Raw genomic sequence first — 12,892 nt, 5'->3', positions numbered from 1 at the left:
TCAGGCGCCTCGGCGGCTCCGGCGGCTGATCAGCAACGCCCCCACCGCCAGCACGACCAGCAGCAGCGCGCCGCCGCCGGCCAGCAGGACCACCGGGCCGTTCCCGTCGTCCTTCTTCGCCGCAGCGGTCGGCTCGTCCTCTGCTGCCGCCGGCGACTCGTCGGTCGGTGACGCGGAGGCCGTGGACGGGGTCTCGGTCGGCTCCTCGGTGGCGAGGTCGTACTGCGGCGCGGGCACGACGCTGCCGGTGACGCCGACGCGGAGCACGAACGGCACTTCGTACGACGTCCGCGCGCGGCTGTCGGCCAGGGACACGACGATGGTGTACTCGCCGGCCGTCGCCGCAGCCCGCAGCGGGTCGCCGACGAGCTCACGGTTGCGGTAGGTGACGGGAGCGGTGGCCGCGCCGACCTGCCCGCCGTCGGTCGGGTAGATCGTGGACGAGTGCGGGGGCGAACCGTCTGCCACCGCGACGGCGTCGGCGCGGGCGGGGTTGTAGATGCCCATTCCGAACGGCGATCCGTGCTGGGACAGCTCCCCGGCGAGACGGCCGCTGGGGTCGGGGATGGTCATCGTCGCGGCCAGCTGCTGGCCCCACCCGACCTGCACGTCGAAGGACTGCACCTCCCCGGGCACGATGGTGCCGCGATAGGCACCGGGGGAGATCGGCGTCGCCTCGGCGAACGAGCGGCCGCCGGTGACGGTCCCGGCGGACGGTCCCTTCGGGGGAGCCTGCCAGGCGATCGAACCCGAGACGCCCTCGGGCAGTGTGGCCGCGTCGAGCACGGGCGGCTCCTCGGCGACGACGAGCTCGAGCGGTGTCGGGAAGTCGGCGCCGTCGGTGCGGGTCACGCGGGCGATCAGCTGGTCGGCGTCGGGGCAGTCGTCGGCGTCGACGGTCGCGGTCAGCACCGTGGCATCCATGCTGCGCACGCTGGCCGGGGCGTCGGTGCCGCAGGACTGCCCGTCGGCGGTGCTGAGCTGCAGGTCGATCCGGTCCCACTTGTCAGCAGGCTGGCTGCGGTCGACGTAGTAGGGGGTCAGGATCGTGGCGGCGACCGTGATCGAGGATCCCGGGACACTGCGCTCGACCGCGTAGTGCAAGGTGCCGGTGGTGGTCTCGATGCCACCGATCTCGTCGACGTACGACCCGGGTGCCAGGGTGGGCGCGGTGGTGGGGTCGGCGGTGCCGGTGACCGGCGCGCCGGTCGGCTCGTACGGACGAACCGCGCGCGTGGCCAGCGTCTCGAGCGCGTCGCTGAGCTCCTTGGAGTCGTCGACGTCGTAGTAGGTGCCGTGGCCCTTGTCGGCGATGCAGCGCAGCGCCGAGGCGGCCCGGCTGTTGACGTCGAGGCCGACGACGTCGATCCGTACGTCGACCCCGCCCCGGCTGATCTCGCGAGCCACCTTGCAGGGGTCCGGCGGGCAGGTCGGCACGCCGTCGGACACCAGCACGATCGAGCGGGGACCCGTGCCGCCGAGGTCCGCGTCGGCCTGCTGGAGGGCGTACCCGATCGGCGTCTCGCCGTACGGCTTGTAGGCGTCGATCGCGCTCTGGAGATCCGCCCGGTTGTCGCTGCCGATGTCGACCACCCGCTGGGAGTCGGTGCACGCTCCGGTGTCGGACCGCGAGAACACCTTGGCGCCGTAGACCCGCATCCCGACCTCGGCGTCGGCGGGCAGGCCGTCGACGACGTGGTGCAGGGCGGTCTTGGCGGCCTGGATCTTGGTGCCGCCGCCGGCGGCGGGCTCGGCCATCGATCCGGAGGAGTCCAGCACCAGCATCAACCGGCCGGGGTCACCCGGGTCGGCCGCGGAGCTCGGGGCGGCGTGGCCCGCGCCGAGGGGCAGCAGCACGGCCGCCGTCCCGACCAACGCGGCGACGAGCACCCGCGGACTCCGGCGGACAGTGCGCAGCAACGACATACCAACTCCCGAGAGTTGAGTTCGGCCAAGGATCTAGTCGGACCATTCCACCCGGGCGCCCGGTGCTAACCCCCAGGTGACGAAGGCGCCGGCCGTGGCCTCGATCACCGCGCGGCTGCGCGGGCGCCAGGCCCCGAGGCGTCCGGGCGGCATGGTGGTCACCGCCAGCACCGTGCCGTCGCGGGCGACGTGCGCCACGTCGATCGCGAACCGCATCCGGAACGTGTGGACCTGCCGGGCGCCGGGCAGCAGCAGGGCGCCGTCGATGCCGTCCCTGCCCAGCAGCCCGCGACTGCGCGCGCGGTGGGTCGTGGCCATCTCGAGCGGCGCAGCGGCCCGGCCGTCCACGAGGAGCCGGGTGTGGCTGGAAGGTGGCATGGCCGCTCCTGGGCTCGGCGAACGTGTCGCACGTTACCCCGGGCGGGCCGCTCGCAAGCGTCCTCCCGACGGCGGCTCGGTACGCTGGGGGACATGTCTGGTGTGCGCGCGGAGGAGCGGTCGAGGGTCACCGACCTCGTGTGCGAGGCACCCGTCGTGGAGGGCCGCAGCATCCGTCTCGGGTACGCCGCGAGGGCGGGTGACGTGACGGTCCACGAGTTCACGGAGACGATCGAGCTGCCCGGCACGCTCGACGGGGTCCCGGACGCGGTGCAGGTCCCGCTGCTCCGGCTGCTGTCGCTCGCCGCGTCGCTGAGCTACTTCAAGGCCTTCGCCCCCACCTCGATCGCGGTGCCGGGCGGCCTGACCGAGCGCGAGCGGGACTTCCTCGTCGGCCTGCTGCGCCACGGGATGGGCGAGTTCGCCTACGTCAACGACCTGCCGGAGGTCTTCGACACCCCGGTGGTGGCGCCCTCGCTGGCGGACCCGGCGCCCGTGCCCGCGCCGGAGCAGGCCTCGAGCCGCTTCCTGGTGGCCGTCGGCGGCGGCAAGGACTCCATCGTCTCGATCGAGGCCCTCCGGTCGGCCGGGCTCGAGATCGGGCTCTTCGCGGTCAACAGCTACGCGCCGATCATCCGCACCGCGGAGGTGGCCGGGATCGCGCTCGAGACCGTGCAGCGCCGGCTCGACCCGACGCTCTTCCAGCTCAACGCCGAGGGCGCGCCCAACGGGCATGTGCCGGTCACGGCGGTCAACTCGCTGCTCGCGGTCCTCACGGCGGCGGCGCTCGGCTTCGACACCGTGGTCTTCAGCAACGAGGCGAGCTCGTCGTACGGCAACGTCGAGTGGCACGGCCGGGTCGTCAACCACCAGTGGTCCAAGAGCCTGGAGTTCGAGTCGCTGCTGCGCGGCTGCCTGCCGCCCGGTGCGCCGGCGTACCTCTCCCTGCTCCGGCCCCTGACCGAGCTCCGGATCGCGCGCCGCTTCGCGGAGCACGTCGACTACCACCCGGTCTTCACCAGCTGCAACCGCGCGTTCAAGCTGCAGGAGACGGACCGTACGTCGTGGTGCGCCGACTGCCCGAAGTGCCGGTTCGTCTTCCTGTGCCTCGCGCCGTTCCTGTCCCAGGAGCAGCTGCTGGCGATCTTCGGTGGCCGCGACATGTTCGCCGACGAGAGCCAGCTCGAGGGCTTCCGGGAGCTGCTGGGTCTCGACGGCCTGCTGAAGCCCTTCGAGTGCGTCGGCGAGCCGGACGAGTGCCGGGTGGCGCTGTCGCTGCTGCGCGAGCACCCGGACTGGAAGGACCACCCCTTCGTGCACCGGCCCGAGCTGGTCGGGGTGTCCGCCTCGGCGACGGAGCGGGAGGCGGTCTTCGCCTTCGGGGAGGGTGCCCACCACCTGCCGCCCCTGCTGGAAGACATCGCACGTGCGGTTTGAGGACCTCGCCGGCAGGCGGGTCGTCATCTGGGGGGCAGGGCGCGAGGGTCGAGCAGCGCTGACCGAGCTGGCCGAGCGCGGCGTGGACGCCACGATCGCCGTCACGGGGACCTCCGAGGTCCCCGCGGACCTCGTCGGTGTCGCTGTCGCCGGCGAGGACGCGGTGACCCGGCTGACCCAGGCCCAGGTCGTGGTGAAGTCACCCGGCGTGCCGCACACCGACCCGGTGTTCGGCCGGCTCGCGGAGCTCGGGGTGTCGGTCACCTCGCTGACCGACCTGTGGCTCAACGCCAACGCCGACCGGGTCATCGCCGTCACCGGCACCAAGGGCAAGAGCACCACCTCCGCGCTGATCCACCACCTGCTCAACGGGGTCGGCACCTCCGCGGTGCTGGTCGGCAACGGCGGCACGCCGGTCAGCGCGGGCGACCGGTCGGGCTCGGCCGTCGCGGTCGCCGAGGTGTCGAGTTACCAGGCGGCCGACCTCAGCGCCTCGCCCCGGCTCGCGGTGGTCACCTCGCTCTTCCCCGAGCACCTCCCGTGGCACGGCGGGTACGACGCGTACGTCGCCGACAAGCTCAACCTGGTCGCGCACCGACCGGACGTCGTCGTCGTGCCCGACCTGACGGGCGAGATCGCTCGGCTGGTGCGGTCCCGCGTCACCGAGCCCACCCGCGTCATCTGCCCGGCCACGATCGGGATCGAGGTCACCGACACCACCGTCGTCTGGGACCGCGTGGGCGCCGTCGCCGAGCACGAGCTCCCCCTGCGAGGACGGCACAACCTGGTCAACCTGGCCCTCGCGCTGACCGCCGCGGCGAGCTGGACCGGAGCCGACCCCGGTGACCGGACTCGGCTCCTGGACCAGGCGCGGACGTTCCCCGCGCTCGCTCACCGCCTCGAGCGGGTCCCCTCGGCCGACAGCCGGGCCTGGGTGGACGACAGCCTGGCCACGGCGCCGGAGGCCGTCGTCGCCGCCCTCGAGACCTATGGGTCGGAGCGGGTCGTGCTGATCGCCGGCGGGGCTGACCGGGGACTGTCCTTCGCGCCCCTGATCGACTACCTCGCCGGGCGGCCGACGCCGGTCACGGTGCTCGCCATCGGCCCTGCCGGAGCGCGGCTGGCCGCCGAGGCGGCCGGCCGGGTGGACGGGCTGCAGGTGGTCGCGGGCTTCGCCGCCGCCGTCGCCGCGATCCACGCGGACCCGTCCGGCTCCGACGTCGTGCTGCTGTCGCCGGGCGCCCCGAGCTTCGACGAGTTCGCCAGCTACGAGGAACGATCCGCGGCGTTCCGCGCGGCGGCATCGGGCGCATGACCGGCCCGTCCCGGCACTCCCTGGACGGCGTACCGGTCACGGCGGTGCCGCCCGAGCTCGCGCTCTATCCGTACGGCGCCTTCACCACCTTCGTCGCCGTCGATGGCGAGGTGCTGGCCTGGGGCCGGCACGAGGACCGGCTGGCCCGGTCGGCGGCCGAGCTGTGGGGGCAGGAGCTCGACCGTGCGGAGCTCCGGGCGACGCTGCGTCGTCACCTCGACGGCACCACGGCCGAGTCCGTGCGCGTCAGCGTTTACCCGGCCGAGCTCGACCTCGCCGCGCCCGCCTCGGCGTCCGGCTGCCGGGTCCTGGTCTCGTCGCGGGCCAGCGCGTGGCCGATCCCCGTGGTCACCCGCTTCCGGGTGCGGACGACCCCGCACCGCCGCGAGCTGCCGGAGCTGAAGTCGACGAGCCTGCTGATGCAGATCAAGCTGCGCCGCGAGAGCCAGCTTGCGGCGTACGACGACGCGCTGTTCGTCGACGGTGACCGGGTCCTGGAGGGGACCACCTGGAGCGTGGTGCTCTGGCAGGACGGCGTCGTCGTCGTGCCCGACGGCGACGTGCTGCCCTCGATCACGGCAGACGTGCTCGTGCGGGTCGCCGACCGGCTGGGGTGGCGGCGCGAGGTCCGCGAGCTGACGGTGGCGGACCTCGCTGCGGCCGACCTGGTGCTGGCGGTCAACGCCAACAACCCGGCCCGCGCCATCAGTGAGGTGGACGGGTGTGCCGTCCCGGTCGACGCGGACCTCCTCGACGCCGTGGCCGGCGGCTACCGCGACCAGGCGCGCGACCCGATCTGAACGGGGTCCCTGGCGCCGTCTGAGACGCTGGGGCCATGGCGAAGCCCACGGACGAGTGGTTCGGCCAGGCCTTCGGGAAGGCCTGGAAGGACAAGGCCGACGAGATCGGTCGGTTCAACCTCCTGCTGGTCGGCAAGACGGGGGTCGGCAAGTCGACCCTGGTCAACGCCATCTTCGGCGAGGAGGTCGCGAAGACCGGGATCGGTGAGCCGGTCACGAGGGCCGAGCACCTGTACCTCCACCAGAGCGGCACGCTCGGCGTCGTCGACACCCGCGGGCTCGAGGTCGGGCGGGACAACGCCGCCCTGATCGCCGAGCTCAAGGACTACCTGCACGGCATGCGCCGCAAGCCGCTCGCCGACCAGATCCACGTCGCCTGGTACTGCGTCCGCGCCCCCGACCGCCGCTTCGAGTCCACCGAGGCTGACTTCATCCGCGCGCTGGCCGAGCTCGGGCTGCCGGTGATCCTGGTGCTCACCCAGGTCGCCCGCTCCGGCGACCGGGTGCACCCCGACGCCGAGGCGCTGGCGGCCAGCATCGCCGCCCTCGACCTGCCGATCCAGGACGGCCTGATCCACTACACGATGGCGCTCGCGGACGACTTCACCGGGCAGACGGCGTACGGCCTGCAGGAAGTCCTCGATGCCACCTTTCGCGGCGCGCCGGACGGCGTCGCCCACGCCATCACCTCGGCCCAGCGGATCGACTTCGACCGCAAGCGGGAGCGGGCGGAGGTGGCCGTCAAGGCGGCGACGGCAGCAGCCACCACCGCCGGAGCCTCCCCGATCCCCTTCTCCGACGCCGCGCTCCTCGTCCCGATCCAGATCGGAATGATGGCCACGGTCGCGGTCACCTACGGGGTCTCGATCGAGCGGTCGACCGCTGCGTCCATCGCCGCGACCGCGGCCGCGACGACGGCCGGTCGTTCGGTGGTGACCAACATGATCAAGTTCGTCCCGGGCGCCGGGACTGCGGTGGCCGCGCCGATCAGCGCGACCGTCGCCGGCACGTTCACCTACGCCATGGGCCACGCCTGGATGCGGGTCTGCGAGCGCCTGGCCCGCGGCGAGCTCAACGCCCTCGGCGGCGCCCTCGACAGCGACGCCGTGCACCGGATCTTCATGGACGAGTTCAAGACCAGCGCGGCGCGCCGCAAGCTGCCCCGATGACCAGCCGCTGGGAGCGGATCGCCCGCGAGACCGTGGGCGACGACTACGCACGGGCGTACGCCGAGCGGTTCCGCGCGATGGCGGCGCGCGGCGCGGACATCCACGGCGAGGCGACGTTCGTGGCCGGGCTGCTGGCACCGCCGGCGCGGGTCCTCGACGCCGGCTGCGGCACCGGGCGCGTCGCCGTACGCCTGGCGGAGCTGGGGTACGACGTCGTCGGGGTCGACGTGGACGAGTCGATGCTCGAGCAGGCGCGGGCCGAGGCCCCTGGCCTGGACTGGCGGCAGGGCGACCTCGCGACCTTCGACCTCGGGGAGACCTTCGACCTGGTGCTGGTCGCCGGCAACACCATCCCGCTGCTCGAGCCCGGCACGCTGCATGACGCGTGCAAGCGGCTCGGGCACCACCTGAGCCCGGGTGGGGTGATCGTCTGTGGCTACGGGCTGGACGCCGCCCATCTCCCGGGCGACTGCCCGCCCACCGCGCTCGACGACGTGGACGCCGCGTTCGGCGCGTTCGGCCTCGACGCGGTGGCGCGCTACGGCACCTGGACCGGCGACGCGTTCGAGCCGACGGACGGCTACGCGGTCACGCTCTACGCGGAGTCGACCCGATGAAGGTCGTCGTCCTCACCGGAGCCGGGGTCTCGGCCGAGAGCGGGGTGCCGACCTTCCGCGACGCCGACGGACTGTGGGAGGGCCACCGGGTCGAGGACGTCGCGACGCCGGAGGCGTACGAGTACCAGCCGTCGGTGGTCCAGGCCTTCTACGACGAGCGCCGGGCCGCCCTCGCCGGGGTCGAGCCCAATGCGGCCCATCGGGCGCTGGCCGAGCTCGAGGCGGCGCTCGGCGACGACCTGCTCGTGGTGACCCAGAACATCGACGACCTGCACGAGCGGGGCGGCTCCTCCCGGGTGCTCCACATGCACGGTGAGCTGCGGTCGGCCCTGTGTCGCGGGTGCGGCGGCCGCTCCGTGTGGACCGGCGACCTCTCCGACTACCCGCCCTGTCCGCGCTGCGGGGTGACCGAGCTGCGGCCCGACGTCGTGTGGTTCGGCGAGATCCCCTACGAGATGGACCGGATCCTCGCGGCCCTCGACGAGGCCGACGTCTTCGCCTCGATCGGCACCTCGGGGGCGGTCTACCCCGCCGCCGGCTTCGTCCAGTACGCCGGCGAGCGTGGTGCCCGGACCGTCGAGCTCAACCTCGAGCCCAGTGCCGGGAGCCACCTCTTCGACGATGCCCGGCACGGGCCGGCCTCGGTGCTCGTGCCGGAATGGGTGGCAGAGCTCCTCCGGTAGCGGTCTGCCCGATCCTGTGACGGGCGTCACCGGGTGCCCCTAGGGTGTCGACCATTCTCGAGGAGGCCCCCATGGCGAACCGTCGTCGCATGATCCTGGCCGGCGCAACAGCGCTCACGGTGACGTTGATCGGACAGCTCCTGGTCACCAACACCGCTGAGGCCGGCCCGGACACCAATCCCGCGGGCAGCGCCGCTCTCGCCAACGAGATCACCAACAAGTTCGCGGCGTACGGCAACAGCGGGAGCACCAACCACTGGACCGGCGGGGACGGCCTCGAGGCCATCGAGCTGCCCGGCGGCCGGGTGATCTGGTTCTTCAACGACTACTGGTACGGCGTCGGCACCCCCACCGGCACCCGCGGCTCGTACGACGCGGTGATGCCGCGCAACGGCATCGTCATCCAGAACGCAGACGGGACCATGGGCGCCACGGTCGCCGGGGCGGGCGGCAGCACGCTGGTCAACACCACCCTGGGCGGTTGGCTGTGGGGCGGCGGCCAACGCCTGGAGGGCGCCACCATCCAGAAGTTCTACATGCGCATGGGCAACACCTCTGGCAGCGTGTTCCCGACTGCGCTCGGGGCGGAGCTGAGGACGATCCCGACCGGGTCCGTCCAGGACGAGACGTCGTACGGCAACCCCACCGGTGGCCTGCCCGCCAACGTCCGTGACTGCACGCTGACGGTGCCGGGTCACTGCATCCTGTGGGGGATGGCGCTGGCCGACTACGTCGACGACGGCGTCCCCTACACCTACATCTACGCCTCCGACGTCTCGGCGGGCTCGTCGTCGAAGAAGCTGCGGATCGCCCGGGTGCCACAGGGCGACCTGACGGCCACCTGGCGCTACTTCACCGGCGACAACAACAGCTGGAGCACCGACCCCGGCGACGCCATCGCCACCGGGACCGTCGCCAGTGAGGCCCTGAGCGTCACGAAGCAGAGCGGACGATGGGTGCTGGTCACCCAGGACACGGCCGGAGGGCTCAACGGCAACGTCATCAGCTACTACGCCGACAAGCCGTGGGGCTTCACGTCCGACGAGAAGTCGACCCTCTTCGCGATGCCCGAGGCCACGGTGGGCTCCGGCACGCCGGGGGTGGGCATCTGGGCCTACACCCCACGGCTGATGCCGCACCTCAGCACGAGCGGCGACCAGGTGGTCATCGGCTACAGCGTCAACTCGCTCCTCGAGGACAGTGCCTGCGGGAAGCTCGCGTACGTCGACGCGTCCGTCTACCGACCGCACTTCAGGAGCGTCACGCTCCCGCACCCCGCCCAGCCGTCCGGCTTCCAGGCGCCGACGCGACCGGACCCCGACTCGAGATGGATGCCCACCTCGCAGCTGCCGGCCTGGTGCTCGTCGGGCTCCGCGGCGGTCCCGTCCCCGACCGGGGTGACCGCCACGCCGAACAGCGTGAACTCGGACCTCACCTTCTCCTGGTCGCAGTCCCCGACGGCGACCTGGAGCTTCGGCTTCCAGTTCCGCCCGGCCGGAGGCAGCTGGAGCGCCGAGTACCCGCTCTTCGTCCCCAACAACCGCACCTGGACGGCCGGCCTGCTGACGCCGGGACGGTCCTACGAGTTCCGGGTCCGGGCGATGACCTGGTACGGCCAGCCGAGCGCCTGGACCACGAAGAGCGCGACGATGCCGATCGACGCACCCACGGGGCTCGGCGTCGCACGCACCGCCGCGACCAAGTGCTCCCTGACGATCACCGACCCCCAGGTCGGCGTCTACTGGCAGGTGCAGCAGCAGAAGGTCGGGACGACCACCTGGTCGACGCCCGTCGCGGTCGGCACCAAGACGCCGTACTTCCTCGTCACCTCGGGGGTGAAGTACGACTTCCGGGTGCGGGCCTACAGCGACTACGCCACCAGCGCCTGGACGACCGCGAAGCGGTGCGGTCTCTGACGGGATGAAAGGGTGGCCCCATGACACGCATGGGATTGGCCGTGGCCGGGATCGGGATGGCGGCGCTGCTGAGCGCCTGCGGTGGTGACGACTTCACCGACCAGTCCGGACAGGAGATCGCCGACGCCTCGAAGGCGGCGATGGGCAAGCTCGACTCCGTCAAGGTCTCCGGCAAGATCACGACGGGCGGCCAGGAGGTGTCGATCGACGTGCAGACCAACGACGGCGGCGACTGCACCGGCTCCATCGGCGTCGGAGACGGTACGGCGGAGCTCCTCGGGGTCGACGGCACCACCTGGTTCAAGCCGGACGAGGCCTTCTGGCGGGCCAGTGCGGGCGACAACGCCGACCAGATCATCTCGGTGGTCGGCGACAAGTGGGTCGTGGTGCCCGCGAGCGGCGACGGGTTCGACCAGTTCTGCGACATCGACGACCTCCTGGACGAGCTGATCAGCAGCGACAAGGAAGCCGGCGAGAAGTACACCGCCAAGGACACCGAGAAGGTCGAGGGTGCCGAGGCCGTCCCCGTGGAGCACACGTCCAAGGACGACGGCACCTCGGTGGGCTACGTGCGGGTCGACGACCCGCACTACCTCGTCAAGATCGAGAAGACCGACGGCGACGACAACGGCAGCGTGGTGTTCTCCGAGTTCGACGAGAAGTTCGACGTCGAGGCCCCGGCCGAGGACGACACCATCGACCTCGACAACCTCCAAGGGTGATCCTCGAGCACGCCCTCCTGCCGGTGAAGCCCGGCCGCGAGGAGGAGTTCGTGACCGCCTTCGACGAGGCGAAGCAGATCATCGCGTCGATGCCCGGCTTCGTGTCACTGACGTTGTCGCGGTGCCAGGAGCGACCGAGCGCCTTCCTCCTCCTCGTCGAGTGGGAGACGCTCGAGGACCACACGGTCGGCTTCCGCGGCTCGGACGAGTACCAGCAGTGGCGGGCGCTCCTGCACGACTTCTACGACCCCTTCCCGGTCGTCGAGCACTTCGACCAGGTCTTCTCGCTCTAGCCGTCTCCGGCTGTCCGTCGGCTGCGGGTCCGTTGGGATGGCCGCCGATAGGCATTTACGCGGGTACGGCGGGCTCGGGTCGGCGTTGCCTCCCGGCCTTCCGGTAGCCCCCAGTGGTTGAGGAGGGCCGCCAGGCCCGTCTCGAAGCCAACCGACTGTCAGTGGCCTGCCGGTCCGTCCGGGTTGGTCGCCGATAGGCAGTTACGGGGTACGGCGGGCGGTGGGTTGCGGTCGCCGGCCGGCCTTCCGGTAGCCCCCAGTGGTTGGGGAGGGTGTGGACAATCGTCCGCGATCGTGACCGTCTTGTAACCTAAAACCCTGTGGATAACGCCTTCTGAGGCCTCCGACTGTCGGTGGCCAGTGCTTGGCTAGACCCATGACAGCGATGACCACACCCCACCACCAGGTGGCCACGGCGACCGCGCGGATGCGCGGCATCGTCGACGGCCTGGTGGATGCGTCGGTGTGGTCCATGACGTCTGCCGAAGCCGCCTCAACGCTGGTGGAGCTGACGAAGTTGGAGGCGCAGGTCGTGGAGATCCGCGCGCGGGTGGCGCGGCACGCGGACGAGCTGCAGGTCGGCACCGAGACCGGTGCCACCTCGACCGCGACCTGGCTCGCTCATCAGGCCCGTCTCACCCGGTCCGCGGCGGCGGGTGTGGTGCACCTCGGCTACGACCTGGACACCCACGACGTGGTCCGGGACGCCCTTGCCGCCGGCGACCTGCGTCCCGAGCAGGCGCAGGTGATCCTCCGCTCCGTCAAGGAGCTGCCGGCTGACCTGGACCCGGACCTGGTGATCCGCGCGGAGAAGCATCTCGTGGATGCCGCTGCTGAGCATGATGCGAAGACGTTGCGGGTCCTCGGCCGCCGTCTGTTGGAGGTCGTCGCCCCGGACCTGGCGGACCAGCACGAGGCCGACCTTCTCGAGAAGGAGGAGGCCAAGGCCGCGCAGGCGATGCGGTTGACGATGACCGACGACGGCCACGGCAAGACCCACGCCCGGTTCACGCTTCCCACGGTGCAGGCGGCGATGCTCAAGAAGATGCTCCTCGCGATCGCCGCACCCAAGCACCAGGCCGCGACCCACGGACCCGGCGTCGAACGCCGCCCCGGACCCGAGCGGATGGGCCGGGCGTTCGCCGAGCTCATCGAACGCATCAGCGCCAAGGACCTCCCGAAGGTCGGCGGCACCGACGCGACGATCGTGGTTCACATCGACCTCGATGTGTTGACCAGCAAGCTCGAGAAGGCCGGGATCCTCGACACCGGCGAGCCCATCAGCCCCTCACAGGTCCGACGGCTCGCCTGCACCGCCCGGATCCTCCCCGTCGTCCTCAACGGCAAGAGCGAGGTCCTCGACGTCGGCAGAGCCAAGCGCTTCTTCACCAAGGCCCAGCTCATCGCCCTGGGCATCCGCGACAAGGGCTGCGTCGCCGAGGAATGCGACTGGCCACCCTGGATGTGCCACGCCCACCACTGGCAGAGGTTTGCCGATGACGGACCGACGGCCCTGAACAACGGTGGTCTCCTGTGCCCCAGACACCACACAGGAGCCCACGACCCGACGTACGAGACCACCCATCAACCCGACGGCACCGTCACCTTCCACCGACGACCCTGACCGGTGCCCGCG

12 protein-coding genes are annotated in these 12,892 nt (G+C 71.7%); 10 read left to right on the top strand and 2 right to left on the bottom strand.

Annotated elements, in window-relative coordinates:
- Together ABEA34_RS10515 and ABEA34_RS10510 are read right to left on the bottom strand one after the other, a co-directional pair.
- On the bottom strand, positions 1–1,926 hold the full coding sequence (locus ABEA34_RS10515; RefSeq protein ID WP_345521206.1) for a vWA domain-containing protein: 1,926 nt from the start codon (positions 1,924–1,926) through the stop codon (positions 1–3).
- 33 nt (positions 1,927–1,959) lie between these two features.
- Positions 1,960–2,304 (bottom strand): DUF192 domain-containing protein, encoded by a 345-nt coding sequence (locus ABEA34_RS10510; RefSeq protein WP_345521205.1) that lies wholly within the window; start codon positions 2,302–2,304, stop codon positions 1,960–1,962.
- Between the two features lie 93 nt (positions 2,305–2,397).
- Here ABEA34_RS10510 and ABEA34_RS10505 point away from each other — a divergent pair, with 93 nt between their 5' ends.
- From ABEA34_RS10505 to ABEA34_RS10460, 10 genes are all read left to right on the top strand, one after another.
- The gene (locus ABEA34_RS10505) at positions 2,398–3,741 is read left to right on the top strand and encodes a MurL-like N-terminal domain-containing (RefSeq protein WP_345521204.1); all 1,344 of its coding nucleotides are present in this window, start codon (positions 2,398–2,400) and stop codon (positions 3,739–3,741) included.
- Positions 3,731–5,056 (top strand): UDP-N-acetylmuramoyl-L-alanine--D-glutamate ligase, encoded by a 1,326-nt coding sequence (gene murD, locus ABEA34_RS10500; RefSeq protein WP_345521203.1) that lies wholly within the window; start codon positions 3,731–3,733, stop codon positions 5,054–5,056. Before ABEA34_RS10505 ends, murD begins: the two co-directional genes overlap by 11 nt.
- Positions 5,053–5,856: an aminotransferase class IV gene (locus ABEA34_RS10495; RefSeq protein WP_345521202.1), complete on the top strand. Its 804-nt coding sequence runs from the start codon at positions 5,053–5,055 to the stop codon at positions 5,854–5,856. The genes murD and ABEA34_RS10495 overlap by 4 nt, the downstream gene beginning before the upstream one ends.
- Before the next feature lie 35 nt (positions 5,857–5,891).
- Positions 5,892–7,025 carry a GTPase family protein gene (locus ABEA34_RS10490; protein WP_345521201.1) on the top strand — a complete coding sequence of 378 codons (1,134 nt, stop codon included), beginning with the start codon at positions 5,892–5,894 and terminating at the stop codon, positions 7,023–7,025.
- Positions 7,022–7,642: a class I SAM-dependent methyltransferase gene (locus ABEA34_RS10485; protein WP_345521200.1), complete on the top strand. Its 621-nt coding sequence runs from the start codon at positions 7,022–7,024 to the stop codon at positions 7,640–7,642. The genes ABEA34_RS10490 and ABEA34_RS10485 overlap by 4 nt, the downstream gene beginning before the upstream one ends.
- Entirely contained in the window at positions 7,639–8,325 is a 687-nt protein-coding gene (locus ABEA34_RS10480; protein ID WP_345521199.1) for an NAD-dependent deacylase, read from the top strand. Before ABEA34_RS10485 ends, ABEA34_RS10480 begins: the two co-directional genes overlap by 4 nt.
- A 71-nt stretch (positions 8,326–8,396) precedes the next feature.
- A complete protein-coding gene (locus ABEA34_RS10475; protein ID WP_345521198.1) occupies positions 8,397–10,241 on the top strand; it encodes a fibronectin type III domain-containing protein in 1,845 nt (614 codons plus the stop codon).
- A 20-nt stretch (positions 10,242–10,261) separates the two neighbouring features.
- Positions 10,262–10,963 carry a hypothetical protein gene (locus ABEA34_RS10470; protein ID WP_345521197.1) on the top strand — a complete coding sequence of 234 codons (702 nt, stop codon included), beginning with the start codon at positions 10,262–10,264 and terminating at the stop codon, positions 10,961–10,963.
- Entirely contained in the window at positions 10,960–11,256 is a 297-nt protein-coding gene (locus tag ABEA34_RS10465; RefSeq protein WP_345521196.1) for an antibiotic biosynthesis monooxygenase family protein, read from the top strand. The genes ABEA34_RS10470 and ABEA34_RS10465 overlap by 4 nt, the downstream gene beginning before the upstream one ends.
- A gap of 376 nt (positions 11,257–11,632) precedes the next feature.
- Positions 11,633–12,880: an HNH endonuclease signature motif containing protein gene (locus ABEA34_RS10460; protein WP_345521195.1), complete on the top strand. Its 1,248-nt coding sequence runs from the start codon at positions 11,633–11,635 to the stop codon at positions 12,878–12,880.
- Positions 12,881–12,892 lie beyond the last annotated feature (12 nt).

Source organism: Nocardioides conyzicola (genome assembly GCF_039543825.1).
Lineage (GTDB): Bacteria > Actinomycetota > Actinomycetes > Propionibacteriales > Nocardioidaceae > Nocardioides > Nocardioides conyzicola.
Note: the sequence above shows the minus strand (reverse complement) of the source record. Positions and strands in the feature narration are given on the sequence as shown.

Coding starts and splice junctions, on each gene's coding strand:
- ABEA34_RS10515 (WP_345521206.1), bottom strand. CDS start 1,926: ATGTCGTTGCTGCGCACTGTCCGCCGGAGTCCGCGGGTGCTCGTCGCC.
- ABEA34_RS10510 (WP_345521205.1), bottom strand. CDS start 2,304: ATGCCACCTTCCAGCCACACCCGGCTCCTCGTGGACGGCCGGGCCGCT.
- ABEA34_RS10505 (WP_345521204.1), top strand. CDS start 2,398: ATGTCTGGTGTGCGCGCGGAGGAGCGGTCGAGGGTCACCGACCTCGTG.
- ABEA34_RS10495 (WP_345521202.1), top strand. CDS start 5,053: ATGACCGGCCCGTCCCGGCACTCCCTGGACGGCGTACCGGTCACGGCG.
- ABEA34_RS10490 (WP_345521201.1), top strand. CDS start 5,892: ATGGCGAAGCCCACGGACGAGTGGTTCGGCCAGGCCTTCGGGAAGGCC.
- ABEA34_RS10485 (WP_345521200.1), top strand. CDS start 7,022: ATGACCAGCCGCTGGGAGCGGATCGCCCGCGAGACCGTGGGCGACGAC.
- ABEA34_RS10480 (WP_345521199.1), top strand. CDS start 7,639: ATGAAGGTCGTCGTCCTCACCGGAGCCGGGGTCTCGGCCGAGAGCGGG.
- ABEA34_RS10475 (WP_345521198.1), top strand. CDS start 8,397: ATGGCGAACCGTCGTCGCATGATCCTGGCCGGCGCAACAGCGCTCACG.
- ABEA34_RS10470 (WP_345521197.1), top strand. CDS start 10,262: ATGACACGCATGGGATTGGCCGTGGCCGGGATCGGGATGGCGGCGCTG.
- ABEA34_RS10460 (WP_345521195.1), top strand. CDS start 11,633: ATGACAGCGATGACCACACCCCACCACCAGGTGGCCACGGCGACCGCG.